Below are 26,779 nucleotides of genomic sequence, written 5' to 3'. Positions count from 1 at the left end.
TAGTACAAAAAGTCCTATATTAGTGTATTATTCTTAGTTGTAAACATATTTTAGGAGAAGTGGCTATTTATGGGTGATAACAAAAAAATTGGTGTATTAATAAATAATGTTGATGGAAGATATCAAAGTTTAATTTTAAAAGGCTTTGAAGAGTATTCCAAATTACACCCATTTAAATTTTACTTTTTTATAGGAAGATCAATAAACTCTCCAAATGATGGTGAACAGCTTTATAATTTTATTTATAATCTATCCAAAAGTGATAAAATTGATGGAATAATATCAATTTCTGGTGCAATTGGTAACTATTTAAGTTCTAAAGATCTTAATAACTATTTAAAAAATTTTTACACTAAACCTATGGTGTCCATTGGTGCTATTATTGATGGTATCCCTAGTATTGTTACAGATAACTTTGGTGGAATGTTTTCTGTTGTCGATCATATAATAACTAATCATGATGTAGAGAAAATAGGGTTTGTTTCAGGGCCTGAAACAAATGCTGAAAACCTAGAAAGATTTAAAGGATATAAAGAAGCTATTAAAAAAAACAGTTTTAAACTTGATAACGAGTTAATATTCAAAGGGGATTTTAGTTATAATAGTTTCAACAAATTTTTAAATAAGTTAGTTATAAACGGTAGTCTTACATGTGATGCTCTTATCTGTGCTAATGATGAAATGGCTTTAGGTATTTCCAACGAGTTAAATAAATTAGGCTTTAAATCACCAAAAGATTATCTAATCACAGGTTTTGATAATATATTAGATTCAAACTTTATGACAGCTCCATTAACAACAGTTCATCAGCCATTAATCGAACAGGCATTTAGTGCATGTACTATATTAGAGTTGTTATTTAATAACAAAGATGTACCTATGATAACAAAGGTTGATACTAAATTAATAATAAGGGAGTCTTGTGGTTGCAACGCCTTTATCCCGATTAAAAGCAGAATAAATAAATCTATCGATAGAGTTGACCGTAGTAGGATAATTAATTTAATAATTACTGATTTTAACAATGAAAAAAGCATACAAGATGACTTGAGCAAGTTAGTTCCAACCCTAATTGATAATATTATTTTAGATATAAATAGTTTCCGTAAGGAACCAATTTTCCTATATGCCTTAAGTGATTGGCTAAAATTAACTACTAATTGGAACTATTATTTTGATATTTGGAATAAGATATTAAACCAGTGCCAAAGCACGGTTTTAGATTATTATCCTAACATTAATGAAAAAAATTACATAAATGAACTTTTTAAACGTGGTTATTCTGAACTTGTATTAAAAAATACACATAACTTAGCAGAAAAGTTGAAAAATACAGAGGTACTACTTTATTTATTAAGAGAAACATCTGATAAATTTAACTATTGTAACAGTCTTGAAGATATATATAGAATTATAAATGAGGAATTTGGTAAGTTTGGTATAAAAAATACCTATATAGTTTTACATAATCAAAAGTCTTCTCAAGGGAATAATGCATCTGACTTAATAGATAAATTACCTTACGAGGATAAGAGTTCCGAGGACTATTTTGTTCTACCACTTTTGTATAATGATCAATATTATGGTTATGTAGTTTTTGAGAAAAGTAATTTTGAACCTATAATATATGAAAGTTTAAGTAGGGAAGTTTCAAATACACTACATAATACAAATAAAAATAAGCTGATTGAGGATAAACTATATAATTTGCAGGATAATAAGACTCGTCTAGATAGTATCTTTGAAATGATTCCAATGATGATTATGGATACAGATTTAAATACTGGAATTTTATTTAAAAACAACTTTTTACATAACGAGTTAACTAGAAATGGGCAGAGTGTAAGGTCTTTAAGGTCAGTAATACCTAATGAAGATTTAAAAATTATTGATTCCCTAAAATGGAAGATAAAAAATAAAGACACCTTTCTTAAGTATCCTGGAGTTCGTCTTATCGATGAAATTAATAACAGATATATTCCAGTAGCCCAGATTAGTGGTCTATTTAATAAAAATAATGAAATTATAGGTTTTAGATGGTTTGTTTTTGATGCAATACCATTAATTAAAGATACTGTACTTCCTGATAACTCGTTTTATATTGAAAAAAATATCTCTAAAAGAGAGAAGGATGTTATTGGACTAATATTACAGGGATTATCAATTAGAAGTATTGCAAAAGAGTTGTTTATCTCTGAAAGTACAGTAAAAGGTCATATGTCTAGAATATATTCTAAATTTAAAGTAACTAATAAAATAGAACTTGTACAGGAGATTCAAAACTACCAGGTTGATAAACATGGGTATAGCCATTATCTATTTAGTGTTATGAACTCTTTGTTATCAGTGGAAAAGTAACTAGTACTTTTGGTACCTAAAAAATTAAATATTAAAGTCTCTGTCTCTATCCTTATTATCCTTTGATAATGCTATTAAAAGGAGAGCATAAATGAAAATAAAATTAAGTCTGTTTTATTTGTTTATTTCAATTTTATTTATGGGCTGTAATATTAGCCAGATATCTAATGAAAAAGATATTAGTACCATTGAGTCAGGTAGTCGCTATATTCAAACATGGGACATGTGGGAACCTATGAATTATTACAATACCAGCCAGTTTGAAAAAGCAAATTGGACAAATGACGGAATGTTTAACTGTGGTTGGTTACCTGAAAAAGCAACATTTAGCAACGGTAAGTTAGTATTAAAACTAGACAATACCTATAGTTTTGGTAAAAGTTATTCTAGTGGGGAGTATAGAAGTAAAAATACATTTAGTTTTGGGACTTTTGAAACAAATATGAAGGCTGCAAAAGGTAATGGTATTGTTACATCTTTCTTTTTGTATACTGGATCCCCCTGGGATGAGATAGATGTTGAAATTTTAGGAAAAGATACAACAAAGGTCCAGTTTAATTATTATGTAAATGGTATCGGAGGCCATGAAGCTGTTATTGATCTTGGTTTTGATGCTGCTTATGGGTTTCATAAATATGCAATTGAGTATGGTAATGGTTATATTAATTGGTATGTAGATGGAGTTTGGAAATATGGAGTCAATAATACAGGGTTTAATGCACCTTACGGAGCTTTAATGCCAAGCCATCCTATGCAAATAATGGTAAACCTATGGCCTGGAGTTGGCGTGGATGATTGGCTAAATCACTTTTATTATAGTGGGCCATTATATGCTGAATATGACTATATTTCATATAAAAAATAGATTGGAGAGTTAAATGAAATTTTATAAATATATAATTATAACTACTATAATAGCTGTAATCTCATCTTGTACAACATCAAAAACTACAGATGTACAGGATGATTTAAAGGAAACAAGAGAGAACTGGACACTTGTTTGGAGTGATGAATTTGAGTCTAGTACAATAGATAAAACGAATTGGAATTTTGTAGAAGGTGCTGGAGGTTACGGAAATTCAGAGCTTCAAAATTATACCTCTAGAGAAAAAAATGCCAGAATTGAAAATGGAAAACTTATTCTAGAGGCACATAAGGAAGATTATAACGGTAGTAACTTTACTTCTGCAAAGTTAACTACAGAGGGGAAGGGAGATTGGACCTATGGTAGATACGAGATAAGGGCGAAATTACCAAAAGGCCAGGGAATGTGGCCTGCACTGTGGATGATGCCTACAGACTATGATATTTATGGACCATGGCCCGCGTGTGGAGAGATTGATATAATGGAATCATTAGGTCATGAGACTAATAAAGTCTACGGAACACTGCACTATGGAAATCCCAAAAGCTCTACTGGAACTTTTTATACCTTAGATTCTGGTAATTTTAGTGACTCATTTCATACTTATACATTAGATTGGCTACCAGGTGAGATTAAGTGGTATGTTGATGGTATACTCTATCAAACTCAGAATGACTGGTATTCTAATAATGAGGAATCAGTTGAAAGCTTGACCTTCCCTGCTCCATTTGATAGAGATTTCTACCTGCAGTTTAACTTAGCTGTTGGGGGTACTTGGCCAGGAAATCCTAATGATTCCACAAAATTTCCACAAAAGTTCGAGATAGATTGGGTTAGAGTTTATGAGTTAAATAGTCCATATAAGCTAGTAAACAAACCAGTTGAAGATACTAATGGTTCAGAATTAGTTGGTAGAGCTCCCCAGGATGATGGAAACTATGTATTAAATGATAAGTTTAATGATGGCGATGAGTTTTGGACTTTTATTAACAATGAAGGGGGAGTAGGTTCTGCCTCAATTGAAAATGGTGAAATGTTTATTAACATAAATGCATCTGGAAATCAAACTTGGGCTAACCAGTTATTTCAAACAGATATGAATGTTAGAAAAGGCTATACATATAGAGTTAGTTTTAAAGCTAGGTCTGAAAAAAATAGAAGTTTTATGTTAAAGATTGGTGGTTTGGAAGATAGAGGCTGGACAGCTTACTCTGGTGAGAAACAAATTAATATTTCAAAAGAGATGAAAGAGTATAGCTTCGACTTTAAAATGGAAGAGAAGACAGATGTTAAAGCAAGGTATGAGTTTAATATGGGCCTTGATGATGCTGATATCTGGCTAGATGACATTAAGTTAGAAGTCATCGCTATGCCAGGAGACATTGTTGAAATACCAAATCACTTACCACAAAAATATGGAAATGTTATATATAATGGTACATTTGATCGTGGTAACGACAGAAAAACATTTTGGAACTTGTTAGTTGATAGTAAAAGTGATGCGATGTTTAGTGTGAATCCTGATTTATATAGTAGAGAGGCTAAAATAGTCACAATAGATAGCAGTAACCAAGAGAACTCAATTATGTTATATCAAGAGAATATTGGTCTAACTAAGGATGATCGTTATAAAATTGCTTTTAATGGATACTCTAATGATTTAAGGAAAATTTATTTAGGGCTTTTTGATGAAAAATGGAAATTAATTGGTGAGAAAATAAAAGTTGACTTACTGGAAGTTTCAAAAAAGTACTCCTTTGAGTTCAATGGAATAAATAAAGACTATAATAATGTAAAAGTTGCATTTATTTTAGACGATGAGAATAGTACTGATACTGTTTATATTGATAATGTCTCTTTTAGTAAGCTAATTAAACCTAAAAAAATAATAGGATTAACAAGAATCGAAGCCGAAGACTTTTACAGTAAATCAGAAGTTCCACAAACACAGGAGTGCTCTGAGGGTGGACTTAATATTGGATGGATGACTGATGGCAATTGGCTAAAATATAGGGTTATTGCTCCATCGGCTGGAAGTTACAAAGTTAATTATAGAGTAGCCTCTGCAACAACAGATAATCCTTTAATAACTAGAACAAACTCCGGTACTACAGAACTAACGTATAAGGGGTCTGAGGATTGGCAGAACTGGGAAACAATTTCTGGTGAAATAGTATTACCAGAAGGAGAATCTGAAATTGTTATTTCTGCTGTTGATGTAAATCTTAATTGGTTTGAAATAGAGCAAAATTAGTATAATAATACTCCTAGTCTTAAGCTAGGAGTATGGTCTACGTTTCATGTTAATTAAAAAATAACTAAATCCTGCTAAACTTATAATACTACAAATAATTGCCAATATTTTATTATTCATTTTGAAATATTGATATAGCCCTATGGATATAATAACATCTAGAAGAATAATAAATAGCCACAAAAATATTTCCCCTATACATTAAATTACATATCTTATTAAAATTTATGACACTGTTTTAAATCAATGCTAAAATTGCGTATGCAAAAATTTAAAAATATATTTTTATTCCTACTTCTTATTTCTATTTTTTCATGCTCTACAGTAGATAAACAAATATCTGACTATGGTGTAGGTGACATAGAAGGAGTTGTAATTAATCAAACTTTAGTAGATAACCTTGAAGATAAGTGGGATCTGAAAAAAAGCTCCAAAAATACGAAGACTTACAGCTATAATAACATAACTATTGTTAGTAATGAGTCAGGTTTAATTGATAATATATCCATTAACTACTCAAATTTAAAGGACTATAGCTACACTTTAGAGCCTTTTAAAAATACGAATAGTTTAGATGATGTTATTGATATTTTGGACAGTGCCGGTTTTAACTACGCTATTAGGTTAAAAGAGTGTTATGTCCAAAGCGATTTGGGTTATGTGTTAATTACAATTTTAAATGCCTATCATATAGATTTTCCTAATATCTCCTATTTATTTAGTTTTAATGAGTATTCAACCACTAAAAATAGTGAGTTAGAGCCCTTGTTAAAAAAGATAACTCTAAATTACGGGGATGAAAATAGTTATGAAACATCTCTATTTAATAATACTTATGAAGAAATAACACTTGATGATGAGCTACGTCAGGCCCTAGGGATGTCTTCTCTGTTACACAGTTTGAACTATAATATAGAGGAGAGGATTCAATCTTTTGAAAAGGATGAACTATATAAGTCTGCTCAAATTTTAGATAACTCATGGGGTATTACAGGTCGAGACCAGTTTTTTGAGAAGATAGAGAACCTAAATAAAAATGGATACTCTAGTAGGTTGAAAAGTATTTTGGACCTGTATGTTTCTAGCAAAAACAGGTCAATTTTGGATTTTATTGTAGATAATAATATTGATAGTAGTGATGCTAAAAGATTAGTTTTTATAACTCAATATCCTGATATGATGGAAAATTTAAGGGCTCGATTATTAAAGGCCTGGGACTACGGCCGTGGTATCTCTGTTTGTAGATGGGCTTATGATGCTGGATATATCACCTTAGATGAAAGTATTAAAATGATAAGGGAGTATAGGGATGAAATTCTTCTTCTATACAACTCGTGGGAGGATTTTTCATCAAACTATATATGGGGAAGAATGTTTTGGGCTGCAGGGTTTAAGGATATTAACGAAACGGGAAATAAATCTTTAAATATGTATAGTCAGCTACGTTTAAGAGAGTTTAATATATGGTCTAAACCTTGGCTATTAGATGGGGTTAAGAGAAGTGATAATAATTTTAATACAAAGATTCTAGATATTCTACATACAAATGATAATTTGCAACAAGCTATAACACTCTACTACGATGGTTTAGACCTGTATAATGATACTAAGTATAAAGATGCGGCTTCAAAATTTGCTAAGTCCTATAACTCCTCTCTAAGATTAGATTATCCATTTAAAATGGCTCTACTATTAAATGCCTTTAGTCTAAGAAACGCAGGGGAGTTAGATATATCTAGTGAGCGTTTTAAGCTACATACAGATCGGTTTCCCGATGATATCTATGGCCCTATATACTATATTGAATCCCTAGAAAAAGAGAATAAAATTAATGAAGCTTATACTCAATTAAAATCCCTTGGGGAAAAGTATAACACTCTTGTTGATTATTATAGAGTCTATACAAGGATTCTTCTTAACCTAAATAAGTTAGATGAGGCAGAGGTTGTTATTCAAAAATATAATATAAATATTAAGGATGATAATAAGCCTGAGTATATGCTTTTATTAACTGCAGAACTCTATTTTAGTAGGGCCGATTATAATGCCTCTTTAAAATATCTTGACCAGTGTTACTACTTTTATAGTACAAATATAAGAGTTAACTACTTAACAGGGTATAGTCACTTAAATAAGATAGAGCCTGACTACGAGAGGGCATATTACTTTTTTAATGAGGCAATTAAGGTTGGAGGTAAACTTCCAAAAGATGTACTAGATTTTTTAGAGTTTTATGACGAACAGGAGTCTTTTAAAGCTGTAGAGATAGATTCCTCGAGTATTGGTTAACTTTTTAATTATGAAATTGAAACATAGAGTTAAATATGATAGAAATATTTATGAATAGATCAAAATCACTAAAAAATATTAACATTATTATTATAGCTTATATCGCTTTTATCTCCCTTGGGTTGCCAGACGGTCTTCTTGGTGTTGCTTGGCCAGGGATAAAGGATACGTTTAAAGTTAGTATAGACTCTGTAGGACTTATTTTAATATTTGGAACAGCAGGGTATATGTTATCAAGTTTTTTTAGTGGTTATATTGTAAAAAAACTTGGGATTGGGAAATTACTGGCTTTTAGTTGTTTTCTTACTTCTATTACTATGTTGATCTACTCTATAACTCCCTTCTGGCCACTTTTTTTTATAATACCTGTTATGGGTGGATTTGGAGCTGGTGCAATTGATGCAGGATTAAATACATATATAGCACAGAACCACAACGAGCGAGCTATGCAGTGGTTACATGCAAGTTTTGGTATAGGGATTACAGCTGGACCAATAATTATGACCTATAGTATAGCCTTAACAGGAAGATGGCAGGTAGGGTATCAAGTTGTATTTATTCTACAACTAGTTTTGGCTATTCTGTTTCTTTTAACACAAAAACTGTGGTACTCCAATAATAAAAATATTGAGGATTTAGTAGAAAGCGACCATAGTGTAACCACAATTATTTCGACTATAACCCACATACCATCCCTTCTTAGTATGTTAATGTTCCTACTCTATACAGGGTTTGAATTGGGTCTTGGGTTATGGACTTATACTATTTTAACCAAATCCCGGGGAATTGATCCCCAATTAGCAGGAATTATTGCTGGTAGTTATTGGGGAATGTTTACAATTGGTAGAATAAGTGCAGGTTGGTATACAAAAAAAGTTCCTTTAAGAAGGATTATAACCATATCCCTTATTTCTGCAATAATCGGGGTATTTTTGCTACTAATAGATATAAATCCTATAGTTTCTGTTTTAGGAATTACCCTTGCAGGTCTCTCTATAGCTCCTATATTTCCAGGTTTGGTCTCGGATACTAAGTTTAGGGTTGGGAGGGAGCATGAGGCTAATACAATAGGGATGCAGATCTCTGCTGCTGGATTAGGTGCAGCTGTAGTTCCTTCAATAGCTGGTATTTTAGCAAGGGTTTATGGAATTGAAGCTATCCCACTATTTCTTCTTATTACTATAACTCTACTTTTTTTACTATTTATATTTCTAAAAAGAGGCACTATAAATGATGTATAAATTACTAAAAAGTTTAATTGTTCTAGTTTTATGGGTTTTGACAATATTTTCTCTAGGTGCTGAGAATGTGAAATCTACTTGGAATTTAGGAACAATTGATACTGTATGGAATCATTCAACTAAAATAGATAACGATTCATCAAGTATCGATAAATTTTCTGTATCATTATTAGACTTTCAATTTCAAACTTTAATTAATAACTTGGGTTATCAGATTTCCTTAGTAAATATTAAACATAATTATGATAAGGATGTTGTAACACTATTTCCTATTGAGGTTTATTACGACTTTTTACAAAATAAAATATTTCGCTTCGGTGCCTACTCAAAGGGAGAGTTAGGTCTAAATGAAGTTGGTATTGTGCCTTTCTTTGAATTAGGAATAAAAGTTGGAACCTATTATAAAAATAATCCTAGTAGATTTAGATACTCTTGGAAAAACTCTATATACATAGGTTTTGATAGTAACTTAGAGTTTAATATAGGAACTCAAGTAGATATTGGATCCCTAGGCCTCTTATTACTTTTTGCCACTTCTAATATTGAAGGTTAAATAGAGTAATTCTCTTCCCCCCTATACTTTTATGTAAATTCTCATTCCATCTCTTAGACATCTTGGTATATTAAAAAAAAGTCTTATTTACATTTATGTCTCTTCTACACTCTAAGTAAAAAAAACATGAACTAATATGTAAAAAATAGCTCAATTTTATTGAGATGTTCCCTTTTTCCAAATTTGGCACGGTGCTTGCATTAGTAGTTATATAAACAAATTAAGGTCAGAGAGGGATCAGATTATGAGAAAGATAGCAATTTATGGTAAAGGTGGAATAGGGAAGTCTACTACTACACAAAACACAGTAGCAGGTTTAGCTGAAATGGGAAAAAAAGTAATGGTTATCGGTTGTGACCCAAAAGCTGACTCTACAAGACTTTTACTTGGTGGTTTAGTACAAAAAACAGTACTTGATACTTTAAGAGAAGAGGGTGAAGACATAGAGCTAGATGACGTAATGAAAGATGGTTACGGAGCTACAAGGTGCGTTGAGTCTGGAGGGCCTGAGCCTGGTGTTGGTTGTGCAGGTAGAGGAATTATTACTTCAATTAATATGTTAGAGCAGTTAGGAGCCTATGAGCAGGATTTAGACTACACATTTTACGATGTATTAGGGGATGTTGTTTGTGGTGGTTTTGCCATGCCTATTAGAGAGGGAAAAGCCGAAGAGATATATATAGTTGTTTCTGGAGAGATGATGGCAATGTATGCTGCTAATAATATTTGTAAAGGTATTGTTAAGTATGCTGATGCAGGTGGTGTTAGACTAGGCGGCCTTATTTGTAACTCAAGAAAGGTAGATAATGAGTTTGAAATGATTCAAGAGTTAGCCAATAAACTTGGAACACAGATGATTCACTTTGTACCAAGGGAGAATATGGTTCAGCAGGCTGAGATTCATAGAAAAACTGTTATTGATTTTAAACCTGAACATGCTCAAGCAGATGAGTATAGAACATTAGCTGCAAAAATAGATGAAAATAAAATGAAAGTTATACCTACTCCTTTAGAGATTGAGGATCTTGAAAAGTTATTAATAGACTTTGGTATTGCAAACTAAGAAATATAAGGATTTAGGAGATAAAAGAATGGTAATGATTAGATCAATTGTTAGACCTGAGAAGTCTCAGGATGTTATAGATTCACTTTTTGAAGCAGGTTTTCCAGCGGTGACAAAGATAAATGTTGCTGGGCGTGGACAACAACACGGATTAAAAGTAGGGGAGATCGTATACGATGAACTTGCTAAAGATCTTTTAATGACAGTTGTAAAAAAAGCTGATAAAGAACTTGTAATAAACATGATATTAGAAGCAGCAAAAACCGGGGAGAAGGGAAACTTTGGAGATGGTAAAGTTTTTGTTTCGGCTATTGATGAAATTTATACAATAAGTTCTGGGGAAAAAGCGTAATAGGAGAACCTAATGAAAGAGGTAATGGCAATTATTAGAATTAATAAAATAAACGAGACTAAACGAGCATTAGCCAAAGCGGGTTTTCCTTCTTTAACTGCAACAGGTAGAGTATTTGGTAGAGGAAAGGGGCTTGTGGATTTTAGACTTATTAAAGGAGCAGAAGAGGGTTTTCCAGAGGCTATAGCCCAGTTAGGATCCGATCCTAAAATGGTTCCTAAGAGGTTATTAACCCTAGTTGTTCAGGATGAGAAGGTTGATTTAGCTGTTAAAACCCTAATTAAGAGTAACCAAACAGGGAATTCAGGGGATGGTAAAATTTTTGTACTACCAATAATGGATTCATATAGAGTTCGTACTGCTGAGCGTGGCGATACAACATTAGATTAAGGGAGAGACATATGAGTTATGAAAAAATAGATGAATATATGTTGGATAAGTATCCCAAGAAAGTATACCGGAAAAGGGCTAAAAGTGTCCTACCGAATGATCCAGCAGAACCAGGAGAGATCCAGGCCAATGTAAGAACAATCCCGGGTATTATTACCCAAAGAGGGTGTACTTATGCTGGTTGTAAAGGGGTTATTTTAGGACCTACAAGAGATATTGTAAATATTACACATGGTCCTATTGGTTGTGGTTTTTACTCATGGCTAACAAGAAGAAACCAGACAAGACCAGAGTCAGATAAGGCTGAGAATTTTATACCTTACTGTTTTTCTACGGATATGCAGGATTCAAATATTGTATTTGGTGGTGAGGCTAAACTTAAAGAGGCAATTCAAGAAGCTTACGATATGTTTCACCCAAAGGCAATTGCTGTTTTCTCAACCTGTCCTGTAGGTTTAATTGGGGATGATGTTCATGCTGCATCTAAGGAGATGAAAGCAAAGTTTGGAGATTGTAATGTTTTTGGGTTCTCATGTGAGGGATACAAGGGTGTTTCCCAATCTGCAGGTCACCATATTGCAAATAACCAGATATTTAAACATGTCGTTGGTTTAGATGATACAAGAAGTGATAGTAAGTTTAGAGTTAACTTGTTAGGTGAGTATAATATTGGTGGTGATGGATTTGTAATAGATGAGCTCTTTGAAAGATGTGGTATTGAGATAGTTTCAACTTTTAGTGGGAACTCTACTATTGGTGCATTTGAGAACTCCCACACTGCGGATCTGAACCTTATTATGTGCCATCGTTCAATAAATTATGTTGCAGATATGATGGAGAAAAAATATGGAATACCCTGGTTAAAAGTTAATTTTATCGGTACTGAGGCTACTTCTAAGTCCCTTAGACGTTTAGGTGAGTATTTTGAGGATGAGGAGCTTATAGCTAAGATAGAAGCGGTTATTGTGGAGGAGGAAGTCAAAGTTAAGGCTGAACTAGATCTTATTAAACCTAATACTAAGGGTAAAACAACAATGTTATTTGTTGGAGCCTCTAGGGCTCATCACTATCAGGAACTATTTAACGAGTTAGGAATGGAGACTTTAGCTGCAGGATATGAGTTTGCCCATAGGGATGACTATGAGGGTAGAAGGGTTATTCCAAATATTAAGGTAGATGCTGATAGTAGAAATATAGAAGAACTACACATAGAGAAGGATGAAGCTAAATATTCCCAGAAGTTACAGGATAAGAAAGCAGCTCTTGAAGCAAAAGGTGTCGAATTTAGTGACTACGATGGAATAATGGTAGAGATGGAAAAGGGTTCTTTGGTTATCGATGATATAAGTCATTACGAGATGGAGAAGCTTATTGATATGTATAAACCATCCATCTTCTGTGCAGGGATTAAAGAAAAATTTGCTGTTCAAAAAATGGGTATTCCTTTAAAACAACTTCATAGTTATGACTATGGTGGTCCTTATGCAGGTTATAAGGGTGCTGTTAATTTCTATAAAGATATTGATCGGATGGTTAATACTAAGGTTTGGAGTCTTATTAAGGCCCCATGGGCTACAGGGGCTGCTATGAATGCATCTTTTGTAAAGGTAAGTTAGGAGGGGATATTATGCTATTAAGACATACTATAGATGAAGTAAAAGAGAGAAAAGCGTTAACAATAAATCCTGCAAAGACTTGTCAGCCAGTTGGAGCTATGTATGCATCCTTAGGGTTACACGGTTGTTTGCCCCATAGCCACGGTTCCCAGGGTTGTTGTTCGTATCATAGATCGGCATTAACAAGGCATTATAAAGAGCCTGTAATGTCTGGAACATCATCATTTACAGAGGGGTCTTCTGTATTTGGTGGACAGAGTAACCTTATACAGGCTTTTAATAATATGTTTACTGTATATGATCCAGATATTATTGCTGTACATACAACTTGCCTCTCTGAAACTATTGGAGATGATGTAAGTCAGATTGCCCAAAAAGCAATAGATGATGGTAAAGTCCCAGAGGGAAAGTATATAGTACAGGCTAGTACTCCTAGTTATGTTGGATCCCATGTTACAGGTTTTGCAAATATGTGTACTTCAATTGCTAAAACTTTCCCAGAAGTTAGTGAAGATAAACTTAACTTTGTAAATATTCTACCTGGCTGGGTTGAGCCGTCGGATATGAAGGAATTAAAAAGAATCATGGGTATTATGCATGTACCTTTTGTAATGTTTCCAGATACTTCTGGTGTTATGGATGCTCCTCAAACAGGTAAACATAACTTCTTTCCTAAGGGTGGGACTAAAATTCCAGATTTAAAAAGAGCTGGTTCTGCAGCATATACGTTTGCCCTAGGTAAGTTTTGCTCAGAGGATGCGGGATTAGCATTAAAAAAGAAGTGTGATGTAGAGTTTGAAACATTTGATATTCCTTTAGGTCTTAAAGCTACAGATCGGTTTTTAATGAAGCTAAGTGAGGTAACAGGTTGTCCAGTACCTGAAGAGCTGGAAGATGAACGTGGACAATTAGTGGATATGATAACAGACATGGAGCAGTATCTATATGGTAAAAAGATTGCTATGTATGGCGACCCTGACAACCTTATCCCTTTAACTGAGTTTTTGGTTGATATAGGTATGAAACCTGTTCATATTGTGACTGGAACTCCTGGTAAATATTTTACCGAGAAGATGGCAAGTCTAGTTCCAGATGCTAACTTTAAAAATGGTCCACAAGCTGATATGTATTTAATGCATCAGTGGATCAAAAATGAACCGGTTGATCTATTAATAGGAAATAGTTATGGGAAGTACATTGCTAAAGATGAGAATATCCCCTTTGTAAGAATGGGTTTCCCTATATATGACAGGGTTGGACATAGTTATTTCCCTCTTGTTGGATATAGGGGTGCTTTACGACTAGTAGAGAAGATTCTATCTGTAATTATGGATAAAATTGATGCAGAATCTACAGAAGAGAAGTTTGAATTAGTTATGTAATGTTGCTGCCAATGATACTTGTGGGTCTACGTTCATTGGCAGTTCTTTAAAAGATATTTAGGGAATTGATATGTTAAGTAAAAATGAAACTTTTAAACCTCCTACTAAGAGTGAAGAGTGGGCAAACGCAGAGTTTGCAAATGTTTTAGACTATATGTGTGAGCAGGATGTAAATTTTGATGGTTCAATATTTTTACAATGGCTAGCTGTTCCCTACATCTCAATATGGTTTGCTAGGGTATCAAATAATAATAATGTAAAAGTATGGATTATCCATAATCTAGAGTTCTCTGATCATATTGTTAGTAGTGATATAAAAACTTCCAGAGACGCAATAATACTGTTTTCAACAAAGTGGATTTCCCAGGATGAGTCTAACCTTAGGGTGAGAAATAATAACAGATCAAAACTTAAAAGTTTTGGTTCTATGTTGTTAAATGTTGGCTGCGACGATGAATTATGGAAAGATCATGAATATTGCATTTAGGAGGAGTATCAATTGGTCCTATAATAACTCTTTCTTCTACAAATCCAGCATTTAATGAAGATTCTACATAAAACCTATCATCAGAGAGAAAATGAACTATACCCTGAATAGAAATAAGGTTTATACAATGTATATAGCAGGTTTAAGAATTGGAGAGATCATAAACATAAATATAGATGATATAGATTTTAGTCTGAAAGAGGTCTTTATTAGAGATGGGAAGTACAGCAAAGATAGAGTCGTTCCCCTTGGTTCTATAGCTGAAGAGTATATACATCTGTGGTTAAGAAAGGGAAGGAAGGGTGTAGATATAAACCAGAAATCTCTATTTTTAAACTTCTCCTATCAGAAGCTAACAGCAGATATGGTAAGGAGAAGATTCAAAAAATACTTAGAGTTATCAAACCTTGATGGTTAGGGTTTTACTCCTCACTCTCTCCGTCATAGCTATGCAACACATCTTCTACAAAAAGGTGCAGACATTAGATATGTTCAATAACTTCTAGGACATGACTCTATCCAGACTACAGTTGGTTATACCAAAGATATTGTTAAGGGATTAAAGAAATTGCATAAAACTTATCATCCTAGAGAGAATGAGTTATATCCAGAGGAAGAAGTATAAAAATGGAACTAAGAGCAGTGAATAATAATATAGATAATAAATCACAAATGGGATACAATTTGAGTATGACTGATTTAAAAGGTTATATTCCAGAAATAGTTGAATCTCTAAAGGAGTTAGATCCTTTTAAAATCTATATGTTTGGTTCTGTTGCGAAAGGTACAGATAACCAGGATAGCGATATAGATTTAGCCGTAATCTTAAATATTGATGATGTCCCAAAAACCTATGATGAGAAGCTTAAAAATAAGGTGTCAGTTAGAAATTCTATCCTTGATATAAGTATGGAAGTTCCAATTGATCTACTTGTTTATACAAAAGAAGAGTTCAAGATATTAGATGAATTGAATAAGCCATTTATGACTGAGATAACCGAGAAAGGAACACTTATCTATGAACAAGTTAGTTAACGAGTGGCTCTCTTTTGCATCCAAAGATTTAAAAACAGTAGTTAAACTTATTGATGATCCAGACCTAACAAATGTTGTAGCGTTTCATATACACCAATGCATAGAGAAATGTTTTAAAGCGGTTATCTGTCTTAAAGTAGAAGAAGTTCCTAGAAAACACAACCTTATTAAATTATACGGAACAGTAAGAAATTACTGTAAATTAGATATCAATATGAATACTTTAGAAGAGATTTCAGAGGTATATATAGATACTAGGTATCCGTCTGATATGGGATTAATGCCTTATGGCTCATTATCTATAGAAAGAGCAGAAGACTTTCAGCGAGAAGCTAAATATATCTACAAACAAATTGAGAAGTTTGTAACTACTGAATCTAATTAAATAGTAGTGGTCAGGAGCTTTTATCTCCTGTATATTATTAATAGATAGTTTAAGCGAAGGGGTTTTTTAGAGAGAGCTATGGTGTTTTGTTTTCTTTATTTTAGGGTGAGCCGCTGAGATGGTAACAACTGGTATACATATGTTGGGAATGATCCGATTAACTACATAGATCCGTTGGGGTTATGTTCTGAAAGTACCTTCTTTGATACAACCCAACACTCCGACTTAACAGGTGTAGATAGAATTAAAGCTGAATTAGCTGATATCTTTACTATTGGTTCTAGAACTGGTGGAGGGTTCAAAGCTAAATTAAATGTTGGTATCGTTGATGTCGAAATTGATGTAAATGGTGCTAGTAGATTAGAAGGATGGAGTAAAGGTCAAAAGTATGATTACGTTGAAGCTAAGTTCGGTGGTGATGTTGAACTTGGAATCAATAATATTGTCTCTGTTAATGTTGGAGGGGATCTTTCTGGAAAAAATAAAACACCTGAAGACAACAAAGGTTATGTACAAGCCATTTATGAAAGAAGTAGTACTGAAAATACTAGTGAAGCACATGCTGGAGCTAGTTTAGGACCATTGAATGTAGCTTTCTCAACTGATCAGTTAAAAGAAAAAAAAGGTACAAGTATTACAATAGGAACTTCTTTACAAGCAATTGTAGGTTTTGACATTGAAATAGATGTAACCGAGGCTATAGATTATTATGGCTATGTTTATAAATCCCTATATTCCAAAGCAAAAGAAGTAGGAAGTGGTATACTTCAAAAGTTAAAGGATTAATTATATGAAATCTAATGCAAAGATAATAAATAAAAAAAATACGATATACCTTACTATTCTTGGGTTAATACTTATTTTATATGGTTTCTTGGCTAGAAGATTATTAATAAATTCTTTTTGGGAAAGTTTATATATAGGTATTTTACTACTTTTAATTGCTCTATTTTTTCTTTTTACAAATAATCGCAATAAAACTAAACAAAAGAGGTTTTTAATTGGGCAGATACTTATTATTTTTTTCTGGGTGATTTACTTTCTTGGAAATGTCATAATTTTTAATAGCCAAGCTTATAAGCATGCTAAAGATTTTATAGTTAGTAATGAAAAAATTGTTAAAGAATTAGGGACTATCCAAAGGTTTGGATATATAATCAATGGAAGTGTTACATCTTCCAAAGATTACAGTACATCAGAACTAAAAATAATAACTGTAGGTTCTACAAGAACAACTGAAATAATGATTAACCTAGATAAGAATTTTGACAAACCTTGGGATGTTGTTAATGTATATTTCTTATATTAACTTATTGCTATAATACCATAAGATTAAAATTGGAACTGACCCTACTTTGTAGGGCAACTCAATTATTTTATTATGGTTATTTCAGGTAACAGTTAACTTAATTGGCAATCTGTTTGTTTGGTAGTCTTTTTGAATCTTAAGAAAAATTATATTTGAAACCAAGCAAAAAAGAGATTGAGGAACGAGGTTGTTTTACGACAGTTTGGAAACTAGGCATCGTTTATCCCATTTTTATTAAGCATAATAAAGTGTAGATTAATATTTTTTAATAATAGCAACCCTAATGTTTCTAGCATCGTTATTCTCTTATTTGTATCTAAAATAATGACTCTTTCAACATAATTTTATAGCTACTGTAAAGCAGTCTGTTAGGGGATATCGATTACTAAACAACTCATTTACCTTCTCATAAGTTTTATTACTTATAAATCCATTACATTAATGATAGATAGTAGCTCCTTAAGCACATTATTGTCATTCTAAAAAATATAAATATATACATCAATGTATAAACACTAGTTAAATTGATTCCATAAATGTTAAAAATCACTGTTTTTCCCTAAAAATACCCCACTTCTAAGTTTTGGCACAACCATTGCAATAAAAGAGTCATAAAGGGGTTAAAAATGAGTTCATCATTATTAAATGAGAGAAAAGATCAGGTATGGATCAAATCAGAAAAAGAGGGAACCTTAACATGCGATAAAGAATCTTTGGCAGGAGCAGTTAGCCAAAGAGCGTGTGTTTTTTGTGGATCCCGAGTTGTTTTGTATCCAGTAGCTGATGCTCTCCATATTGTCCACGGACCAATTGGATGTGCATCATTTACCTGGGATATAAGAGGAAGTTTAAGTTCAGGACCAGAGCTACACCGTCTTAGCTTCTCCACGGATTTAAAGGAGAAAGACGTAGTATTTGGTGGAGAAAAAAAACTAGAGAGAGCCTTATTAAAACTTATAGAAGAACACAAACCAAAAGCTACATTTGTATTTGCAACATGCATTACAGGAATAATTGGGGATGATATTGGTGCTGTTTGTAAAAAAGTTGGCCTTAAAGTTGGAATCCCGGTAATCCCTGTTCATTCAGAGGGCTTTAAGGGGACAAAAAAAGATGGATACAAAGCTGCCTGCGATGCCTTAGCAAAAATAGTAGGTACAGGGGATATTTCACAAGTTCCAAAACTAAGCATCAATATTCTTGGGGAGTTTAATCTAGCCGGAGAAGCTTGGATGATACAAAAATATTATGAACAAATGGGAATCGAAGTAGTATCTATATTAACCGGGGACGGTAGAGTTGAAAAAATTAGTAAATCCCATGGAGCAAGTCTAAATGTTGTTCAGTGCTCAGGTTCACTATCCTACCTTGCGAAACAGATGGAAGAGGATTACGGAATCCCCTACAAAAGAGTTTCATACTTTGGGATAGAGGATATGTCAAAAGCCTTATACGATGTTGCAGATTTCTTCTCTGACTATCCTGGAGTTAGGGAAAAAGCAGAAAGTGTCGTTAGAGATGAACTAAGTAGAATAATACCTGAAATAGAAAAATATAAAAGGATATTAGCAGGGAAAAGAGCAGCAGTTTACGTTGGGGGAGCTTTTAAAGCCTTCTCTTTAATAAAAGCTTTAAAACTAATTGGAATGTCAGTTGTTATTGCTGGTTCTCAAACAGGTAATAGAGAGGATTATGAACAACTAAAAATATTATCAGATCCTGGCTGCATAATTGTTGATGATTCTAACCCTTTAGAGCTATCTGATTTTGTAATAGCGAAGAGAGCTGATCTATTTATTGGGGGAGTAAAAGAGAGACCTATAGCCTTTAAACTTGGAATTGGTTTTTGTGATCACAACCATGAGAGAAAAATAGCCTTAGCAGGATATAAGGGGATGATTAACTTTTTTAAAGAGGTTCACGACTCTGTTATGAGTCCGGTGTGGAATTTTTCACCAAGAAAATTTGGACAGTTGGGAGAAATACTATGATAGAAGATGATTATGTATCAACAACAAATCCTTGTAAAGTTTGCTCACCATTAGGAGTAAGTCTGGCGGTAAAGGGGATTGAAGGAGCTATGTCTATAATGCACGGCTCCCAGGGCTGTGCTACTTATATAAGAAGGTATATGATTAGCCATTTTAAGGAACCCTTGGATATTGCCTCCTCTAGTTTTAGTGAGACTTCTGCTATTTTTGGTGGAAAAAGCAATCTTAAATCCGCAATTTTAAATGTAAAACAAAAGTATGACCCTAAACTTATAGCTGTATCTGCAACATGTCTATCAGAAACAATAGGGGATGATGTTGCTGCATATTGTAGGGAGTGTAATAAAGAAGTTGATGGGGAAATCCTTGCAATTACACCTCCTCCCTTTGGTGGTGCCCACTTAAGTGGATATTATGCTGCTGTAACTAGTTTAGTAAAAGAAAAAAAGCGGGAAAAAGAGAAGATTCAAAGTTTAAATATATTCCCATCAATTTATTCTACAGCGGATCTAAGGTATTTAAAGCAGTTAGTTGCCTCCTATTTTGATAACTTTATGGTTATGCCCGACTACTCAGAGACCTTAGATGGTGGGATATGGGGGGAGTATCTGCCTATAGCCCCTGGAGGAACCCCACTTAAAAAAATAGGCGCTAGTTATCTTGCCGACTTCTCAATTGGGTTTAGCCCATTTTTAGAGGATGGGATCAATCCTGGTAAAACTCTAGAAAGTGAAAATGGAGTAGAATATTTTCCTTTAAGACCTCCTATAGGTGTTAGAGGGTGCGATGATCTTACTCAACTGTTATGTAAAAAAAGTGGAAATAGAACTAATCAATACTACTTAAAAGAGAGGGCACGATTAATAGATGCCTATGCAGATAGTCATAAATATACATTTGGAAAAAGAGCTGTTGTTTATGGTGATGCGGACTTTGTTGCAGGCATAGCATCTTTCTTGGATGAGGTAGGAATTACTCCAGTTATTTGTGCCTGTGGAACTCCATTTAAAGAGTTTGAGAAATATATTAAAAGCTGTTTAGAGTTTACAGCCCCTGAAGTAATTAAGGCAGATGTTGATTTTAAAACATTGGATGACTTATTAGAGGGAGTTGAAATTGACCTGATAATTGGTAATAGCAAGGGGTATAAGATTGCAAGGGATAGAGATATCCCCTTTGTTCGGTGTGGTTTCCCAATTCATGACAGAATTGGAGGGCCAAGATTTCTACATATAGGGTATAAAGGAGCCATGAATCTTTTAGATCATGTAACTAATACTCTTTTAACTGCAAAACAGGATGCATCTCCAGTTGGATATGCTTATCAATAAAAGTTTAGGGGAAATATTATGAGTAAAATAAATAGTAAAGGTTTAGATACAGCAAAACATCCGTGTTTTAACAAAGAAGCTGCAAAAACTTATGGAAGAGTTCATCTTCCTGTAGCTCCAGCATGTAATGTTCAGTGTAATTTTTGCAATAGAGATTATGACTGTGTAAATGAATCAAGACCAGGGGTTACTAGTTCAATTCTATCACCAGGACAAGCCTCATGGTTCTTTGATGAAATATCAAAGGAGATACCAATATCCGTTGCAGGTATAGCAGGTCCAGGAGATCCCTTTGCTAACTCGGAGCAGACCATAAATACTATGAGACTTATACGAAGAGAACATCCAGATGCTATTTTGTGTGTCTCTACAAACGGTCTAAATGTTCTACCATCTATAAATGACTTAGCTGAGATTGGGGTAAGCCATGTAACTATAACTGTTAATGCTATAAAAGCCGAAATAGGAGCTTTAATATATGACTGGATCAAGGTAGGAAAACGAATATTTAGGGGAATTGAGGGAGCAACTCTTCTTCTTGAAAATCAATTAGCTGCCATAGCATCTTTAAAGGATCATGGGATTACAGTAAAGGTGAACTCTATAGTAATCCCTGGGATTAATGACCACCACATTGTTGATATTGCAAAGGAGATGACTAAAAGAGGAGTGGATATTTTTAACTGTATTCCAATGATTCCTGTCGAAGGAGCAACTTTTGGCTCCCTTGAAGAACCAGACCATGACATGATGTTTGATATAAAAAATAGAGCAGGAAAGTACCTTCCCCAGATGAAACATTGCCAAAGGTGTAGGGCCGATGCAGTTGGAAAACTAACAGATAAAGATAGCTCTAAATGGGCTGGATTAATGCAACACGCATCTAAAATGTCTATTTTTCCTAATGAAAATAGGCCATATATAGCAGTTGCATCTAGGGAGGGGTATTTAATTAATCAGCACCTAGGTGAGGCAAGTAGTTTAGCAGTATATGAACAGGTAGATGGAAAAGTTTTATTAAAAGAGAGGCGAATTACCACAAAACCAGGAGGTGGTCAATCAAGGTGGGAGAGCTTAGCAGATGGTTTTACAGACTGCAAAGCCATTATTTTAAACGGTATTGGAGAAAGACCTAAGAGGGTTTTAGAGTCCAAAGGGATAAAGGTCTACCAAATTGAAGGACTCTTAGACGATGCGGTAAATAAGGCATTTAATGGCCAATCTTTAAGTCCAATGGCTTGTAGAAGTAAAGAGTGCGGTGTTGCATGTAGTGGCTCCGGTGGTGGTTGTAGTTAAAAATTAATATAGGAGAATTATATGGAGAAACCAAGAAAACACATTTTTTTATGTGCTAGTTTTAGAGCAAATGGAACCCCCAGGGAATCTGTGATAAGAGTGGTGGAGTAGCTCTAATTCAATACCTACAGGAAGAGTTAGACGAGCGAGGTTTAACAGATATTATGTTGTCCCTAACTAGTTGTCTAAAGGTCTGTGATAGGGGGCCTGCTATGGTTATCTACCCTGATAATACCTGGTATGGAGGAATCAATAGCGAAGATGATATTGATGCAATATTAGACAGTTTAGAAGAGGATGAAATTAATGTTGATTACGTAATTGCTTAAAAAAGGAACATTTAGGTATTAAGAATAGATAAATTTCTAACAAAAATGTAACTATTTGAGTTGAATATCCAATTCTATTAAGTAATATTCTTGGCACTAATATTGCTTTTAGTAAGTATGGATGTTGAAATTGTTGATACAACCCTAAGGGATGGAGAACAAGCTCCGGGTATAAGCTTTTCTACTAAAGAGAAGTGGGACATTGTAGAGTCATTAACGGATATTGGTATAGATGAGATCGAAGCTGGTATTCCTAGAATGGGCTCTAAAGAGTTTGATTTTGTTAAATCCCTAGGTAGAGAGAGTTTACATACAAGGGTCTCAGCGTGGTCAAGATTCAATCTTGATGATGTAAAACAGGTGTATAAAACTGGTGTTAATACAATTCATATATCCATTCCTGTTTCATATTATCACACTCCCTATCAATTAGGTTCATGGCAGAAAGTTATTGGTAGGGTTGATTCTATCTTGGATTACTCTTTAGAACATTTTGAGAATGTCTCTATTGGAATCCAGGATAGTTTTAGATCTCCAGAAGAGAGAGTGTTAGAACTTTGTTCAATAGCACAGGATAAAAAGCTTTATAGAATACGGTTTTCCGATACAGTTGGATCATCTATGCCTCTAGATGTATATAATCTTATATTAAAGTATAGAACTCTTTTTATGGGCAAAATTGATTTCCATGGACATAATGACCTAGGGCTGGCTCTGGGAAATTCTATTATGGCTTTAGAAGCTGGTGCAAACTCTGTAAATGTTACCATTAATGGAATTGGGGAGAGGGCAGGGAATACACCCTTAGAGCAGTTGGCTTTTACCTTAGATATGCATAAAAATCTAAAATCAAAAATCAAAATTAATAGGATAAAGCCCCTGTGTTCCTTAGTTTCTAAATATACAGGAAGGGTTATTCCCCTAGATCAACCTATTGTTGGAAAAAACGCTTTTACCCATGAATCTGGTATACACGGGCATACACTTTTAAAAAACCCTTTGGCATACCAACCATTTATTCCTGAGGAAAAGGGGTTATCTAAGTATAGGTTAGTTGTTGGTTCACACTCAGGGAAGTCCAATGTACTAAATATTCTAAATAGTTTTGGAGTTAACACTAATATAAAAAACTTGGAGAAGTTTATGTATAAATTTAAGTATGAAGCTCGGAAAAAGCACAATTTTTTAACAAGGGATGAGGTTTTAAAGATTTATAATTCGGAATATTTAGGAGATCTTATATGAGTGAGTGTAAAAAAGATGAATGTAAAGAGCGTCATAGTAAAAACCTATCATTGTTACTCAAAATAGCCTCAAAAATGACTCCAGGAGAAGATTTGAAGGATCTTTTACCCAAATTAATGAATTTTATGGGGGAAGATCTTGGAATTATACGGGGAATGGTCTCAATATTTAATAGGAAGAATTCAAGTATTATAGTCTCTTCTTCCTTTGGGATGACAGATGAGGAGAAGTCTAAGGGTATATATCAGCTAGGTGAGGGAATAACTGGGAAAGTTGTAGAGAGTGGAGAGGCTATTGTCATTCCAGATATTACAAGTGATGAGAGGTTTTTAAATAGAACCGGTAGCTCTGGAATGGATAAAAAAATTGCATTTATATGTGTTCCTGTAAAAACAACCTCGGAAGTAATAGGCTCACTTAGTATCGATAAACCCTATGATGAGAGAAGGTTTATAGATGATGATTTAAAAATCTTAAAAATAATTACTACCATGATCTCTAAATCTGTACAGTTACATCGGGCCATACACGAGGAACAGACACTATCCATGGAGAATAATAGGTTACAAGATAGTTTAAAACAGAAATACAATCCTAAAAATATAATTGGAAACTCTAGCATTATGCAGAATATGTATGAACTTATAGAGAAAATATCAAAAACAAGTTCTACTGCAATTATATTTGGAGAGAGTGGATCTGGTAAAGAGTTAGTTGCCCAGGCTATACACTACTCCAGTGATAGAGCAACAAAACCTTTTGTTACTTTTAACTGTGCTGCATTACCAGAGTCCTTAATCGAGAGTGAACTTTTTGGTCATGGTAAAGGTGCTTTTACCGGTGCCATAACAGAGAAAGAGGGGAAGTTCCAAGCAGCAGATGGAGGGTCGATATTCTTAGATGAGGTAGGGGAGTTATCCCTTACAGCCCAGTCAAAACTACTCCGTGTATTACAGGAGAGGGAGATTGAGAAAGTAGGAACAAATGAGCAGGTTAAAATTGATGTTAGAGTTATAGCCGCAACCCATAGAGATCTGCTTCAGTTAGTTGAAGATGGAGAGTTTAGACTCGACCTCTATTATAGGCTAAATGTTTTTCCAATAATGGTGCCTCCTCTTAGGGACAGAAAAACGGATATTCCCTTATTAGTGGATATGTTTATTAAAAAATATTCGGAAATTACAAATAATTTGGTTACTCGAATATCTACCCCAGCTATAGATATGTTAATGTCATACCATTGGCCTGGAAATGTTAGAGAACTGGAAAACTGTATAGAGCGAGCTGTAATTTTAGCTGAGGATGAAGTTATACATGGTTACAACCTTCCTCCATCACTACAGACAATTGGAAATGTTATACCTGAAGATAGTGGGAAGTTACAACGTCATTTAGACCTTGTAGAGTATGAGTTTGTAATTGAAGAGCTTAAAAGAACCCGTGGTAAAATTAGGGCTGCAGCAACTAACCTTGGAATAACATATAGACAGTTTGGTTTAAGGGTTGAGAAGTATGGAATCGATATTGATAAGTTCAAATGAATTTATAGTCCGTTTAGCAGATCTAAAGAATCCAGAGGATATATTTTCCATTATAAAAGTCCTGGATAATTATAAAAAAGATTCCATGGGAAGCTCTCCTCCTTATACTATAAAAGAGAGGGAGATTTTAGCTAATAAATTCAGGGATCATCCCAATCTTTTAGTTTTCCTCATATTCTCAAAAAAAGAGTTAGTGGGGGGTGCTGTATGTTTTACTACTTTTAGCACCTTTTTGGTAGGTGATGTTATAAATATCCACGATATATGTATTCTAAAAAAGTTTAGAGGCCTAGGCTTTGGCAGACTATTAATGGAGTTTATAATAAATAAGGCTAGGGAGTTAACCTGTGCTAAGGTAACCCTTGAAGTAAGGGAGGATAACAGTGTAGCAAGAAACTTATACTCCTCCCTTGGTTTTAAAGAGTCTACTCCAGTTATGAACTTTTGGAGCAAGAAGATAAGTTACAATTCTGGACCTTATTGGAAGTAAACTCTTTTATAATAAACTCTGAATTATTTTTTGATTTTCCAATAGTTTTAAAACCGTATTTAAAAATAACTTCATCACCATGGAACTCAATCTTAAGAGGTTTTATTATAAATATCTCATCATCACATCTACTTGGTTGAACATCTGGAGTAAAAATGTTTTCCATACCTTTATTATCTACTACTATTACCTCAGAACTTATAGTTGAAATTGTTATTACATCTCCTTCCTCGTTAAATGAGAGGGAGTTTTTCTCCCCATTTATCCCTATGGGATCTGGGTCATATGCTAACAAGTTCCCAATTGGTGTCTCAATACTAATCTGTGAATCTGGTTCAAAGGACTTAACTCTACCGGATTTATAAAAGGATATACCTGTTTTTATTTTAATTTCCCCATATCTGGTATTAATTAATACTCTCTCCTTTGGCCAGAAAGTAATACTCTTTAACTCTCCTGTTTCGTAGAAATGTACGTATATAGGTTTTACGGATATAGTTCCAACCATGGTCTTTATACTTATTATCTTTGCCAGATTGTACTCATTATCCTCTGACCAGTAACCAGATAGTTTTCCATTTAAAGGAAAAACCCTTCTTATATTTCCGCTAGGATAAAAAGTAATAAACTCAGTAGGTATCTCTCCTACTGTTGTATTAACCTGTGTGACATCTTGTAACTGTAAGGATTTTACTCTACCTAGTGGATCTACCTTTACAGGGGTCAACTTTTTTCGTCCATGGTCTTCAACTCTATATATTGGTATAAGAGTTCCAACCTTTGTGGATATAGCTACTTTGTCTAAGGGTTGTATGCTTTCTAATACTCCATGAATATTGGAATAAGATATATTGGGAACTTGGTTAAACATATTAATCTCCTATCTACATACTTTTAATGCAAATTTGATGCCATCGTTCTAGTACTCCTAATATGGCATTAAAGGAGATTTAAAATTACATTTAAGTGAAACTTGA

23 protein-coding genes and 1 pseudogene are annotated in these 26,779 nt (G+C 33.8%); 23 read left to right on the top strand and 1 reads right to left on the bottom strand.

What is annotated here, in order from left to right; all coding sequences use genetic code 11:
* The first annotated feature begins 69 nt into the window (after positions 1-69).
* The 23 genes and pseudogenes from EW093_RS07790 to EW093_RS07670 all read left to right on the top strand — a co-directional run bounded on the left by EW093_RS07790 (position 70) and on the right by EW093_RS07670 (position 25,802).
* Positions 70-2,358, top strand: coding sequence for a LuxR C-terminal-related transcriptional regulator (locus EW093_RS07790; protein WP_149567851.1), 2,289 nt, complete (start codon positions 70-72; stop codon positions 2,356-2,358).
* A 91-nt stretch (positions 2,359-2,449) separates the two neighbouring features.
* Positions 2,450-3,223, top strand: a complete 774-nt coding sequence (locus tag EW093_RS07785) for a family 16 glycosylhydrolase (protein ID WP_149567850.1) — start codon at positions 2,450-2,452, stop codon at positions 3,221-3,223.
* A 13-nt stretch (positions 3,224-3,236) separates the two neighbouring features.
* Positions 3,237-5,477 carry a family 16 glycosylhydrolase gene (locus tag EW093_RS07780; RefSeq protein ID WP_149567849.1) on the top strand — a complete coding sequence of 747 codons (2,241 nt, stop codon included), beginning with the start codon at positions 3,237-3,239 and terminating at the stop codon, positions 5,475-5,477.
* Positions 5,478-5,738: 261 nt separating this feature from the next.
* Positions 5,739-7,766: a DUF1266 domain-containing protein gene (locus EW093_RS07775; RefSeq protein ID WP_187759879.1), complete on the top strand. Its 2,028-nt coding sequence runs from the start codon at positions 5,739-5,741 to the stop codon at positions 7,764-7,766.
* 35 nt (positions 7,767-7,801) lie between these two features.
* Complete coding sequence (locus EW093_RS07770; RefSeq protein ID WP_223111666.1) at positions 7,802-9,007, top strand: MFS transporter; 1,206 nt, start codon at positions 7,802-7,804, stop codon at positions 9,005-9,007.
* Entirely contained in the window at positions 8,997-9,560 is a 564-nt protein-coding gene (locus EW093_RS07765; protein ID WP_149567847.1) for a hypothetical protein, read from the top strand. The genes EW093_RS07770 and EW093_RS07765 overlap by 11 nt, the downstream gene beginning before the upstream one ends.
* Positions 9,561-9,804: 244 nt before the next feature.
* Entirely contained in the window at positions 9,805-10,623 is an 819-nt protein-coding gene (nifH, locus tag EW093_RS07760; RefSeq protein ID WP_149567846.1) for a nitrogenase iron protein, read from the top strand.
* Positions 10,624-10,657: 34 nt separating this feature from the next.
* Positions 10,658-10,975, top strand: a complete 318-nt coding sequence (locus EW093_RS07755; protein ID WP_246745085.1) for a P-II family nitrogen regulator — start codon at positions 10,658-10,660, stop codon at positions 10,973-10,975.
* Between the two features lie 12 nt (positions 10,976-10,987).
* The gene (locus tag EW093_RS07750; RefSeq protein WP_149567844.1) at positions 10,988-11,365 is read left to right on the top strand and encodes a P-II family nitrogen regulator; all 378 of its coding nucleotides are present in this window, start codon (positions 10,988-10,990) and stop codon (positions 11,363-11,365) included.
* An 11-nt stretch (positions 11,366-11,376) separates the two neighbouring features.
* Positions 11,377-12,981: a nitrogenase molybdenum-iron protein alpha chain gene (gene nifD / locus EW093_RS07745; RefSeq protein WP_149567843.1), complete on the top strand. Its 1,605-nt coding sequence runs from the start codon at positions 11,377-11,379 to the stop codon at positions 12,979-12,981.
* An 11-nt stretch (positions 12,982-12,992) separates the two neighbouring features.
* The gene (gene nifK / locus EW093_RS07740) at positions 12,993-14,363 is read left to right on the top strand and encodes a nitrogenase molybdenum-iron protein subunit beta (protein WP_149567842.1); all 1,371 of its coding nucleotides are present in this window, start codon (positions 12,993-12,995) and stop codon (positions 14,361-14,363) included.
* 70 nt (positions 14,364-14,433) lie between these two features.
* Positions 14,434-14,850 carry a DUF4826 family protein gene (locus EW093_RS07735; protein ID WP_149567841.1) on the top strand — a complete coding sequence of 139 codons (417 nt, stop codon included), beginning with the start codon at positions 14,434-14,436 and terminating at the stop codon, positions 14,848-14,850.
* A 91-nt stretch (positions 14,851-14,941) separates the two neighbouring features.
* A pseudogene (locus EW093_RS07730) lies at positions 14,942-15,349 on the top strand (tyrosine-type recombinase/integrase).
* Positions 15,350-15,540: 191 nt separating this feature from the next.
* A complete protein-coding gene (locus EW093_RS07720) occupies positions 15,541-15,885 on the top strand; it encodes a nucleotidyltransferase domain-containing protein (RefSeq protein WP_187759878.1) in 345 nt (114 codons plus the stop codon).
* On the top strand, positions 15,869-16,270 hold the full coding sequence (locus tag EW093_RS07715) for a HEPN domain-containing protein (protein ID WP_149567838.1): 402 nt from the start codon (positions 15,869-15,871) through the stop codon (positions 16,268-16,270). The genes EW093_RS07720 and EW093_RS07715 overlap by 17 nt, the downstream gene beginning before the upstream one ends.
* Positions 16,271-16,444: 174 nt before the next feature.
* Positions 16,445-17,056: a hypothetical protein gene (locus EW093_RS07710; RefSeq protein WP_149567837.1), complete on the top strand. Its 612-nt coding sequence runs from the start codon at positions 16,445-16,447 to the stop codon at positions 17,054-17,056.
* A gap of 4 nt (positions 17,057-17,060) precedes the next feature.
* Positions 17,061-17,579 carry a hypothetical protein gene (locus EW093_RS07705; protein ID WP_149567836.1) on the top strand — a complete coding sequence of 173 codons (519 nt, stop codon included), beginning with the start codon at positions 17,061-17,063 and terminating at the stop codon, positions 17,577-17,579.
* Positions 17,580-18,205: 626 nt separating this feature from the next.
* A complete protein-coding gene (nifE, locus tag EW093_RS07700) occupies positions 18,206-19,570 on the top strand; it encodes a nitrogenase iron-molybdenum cofactor biosynthesis protein NifE (RefSeq protein ID WP_149567835.1) in 1,365 nt (454 codons plus the stop codon).
* Positions 19,567-20,901, top strand: coding sequence for a nitrogenase component 1 (locus tag EW093_RS07695; protein ID WP_149567834.1), 1,335 nt, complete (start codon positions 19,567-19,569; stop codon positions 20,899-20,901). The genes nifE and EW093_RS07695 overlap by 4 nt, the downstream gene beginning before the upstream one ends.
* A gap of 18 nt (positions 20,902-20,919) precedes the next feature.
* Positions 20,920-22,197 (top strand): radical SAM protein, encoded by a 1,278-nt coding sequence (locus tag EW093_RS07690; protein ID WP_149567833.1) that lies wholly within the window; start codon positions 20,920-20,922, stop codon positions 22,195-22,197.
* A 419-nt stretch (positions 22,198-22,616) separates the two neighbouring features.
* Entirely contained in the window at positions 22,617-23,771 is a 1,155-nt protein-coding gene (locus EW093_RS07680; RefSeq protein WP_149567832.1) for a LeuA family protein, read from the top strand.
* A complete protein-coding gene (locus EW093_RS07675; RefSeq protein WP_149567831.1) occupies positions 23,768-25,312 on the top strand; it encodes a sigma-54 interaction domain-containing protein in 1,545 nt (514 codons plus the stop codon). Before EW093_RS07680 ends, EW093_RS07675 begins: the two co-directional genes overlap by 4 nt.
* Positions 25,284-25,802, top strand: coding sequence for a GNAT family N-acetyltransferase (locus tag EW093_RS07670; RefSeq protein ID WP_149567830.1), 519 nt, complete (start codon positions 25,284-25,286; stop codon positions 25,800-25,802). The genes EW093_RS07675 and EW093_RS07670 overlap by 29 nt, the downstream gene beginning before the upstream one ends.
* Here the strand turns inward: EW093_RS07670 and EW093_RS07665 are convergent.
* A complete protein-coding gene (locus EW093_RS07665) occupies positions 25,747-26,673 on the bottom strand; it encodes a hypothetical protein (protein ID WP_149567829.1) in 927 nt (308 codons plus the stop codon). The two genes, EW093_RS07670 and EW093_RS07665, sit on opposite strands and share 56 nt — an antisense overlap.
* Positions 26,674-26,779: the final 106 nt, after the last annotated feature.

Origin of the sequence: Thiospirochaeta perfilievii, assembly GCF_008329945.1 — a bacterium.
Taxonomy (GTDB): domain Bacteria; phylum Spirochaetota; class Spirochaetia; order DSM-2461; family DSM-2461; genus Thiospirochaeta; species Thiospirochaeta perfilievii.
Note: the sequence above shows the minus strand (reverse complement) of the source record. Positions and strands in the feature narration are given on the sequence as shown.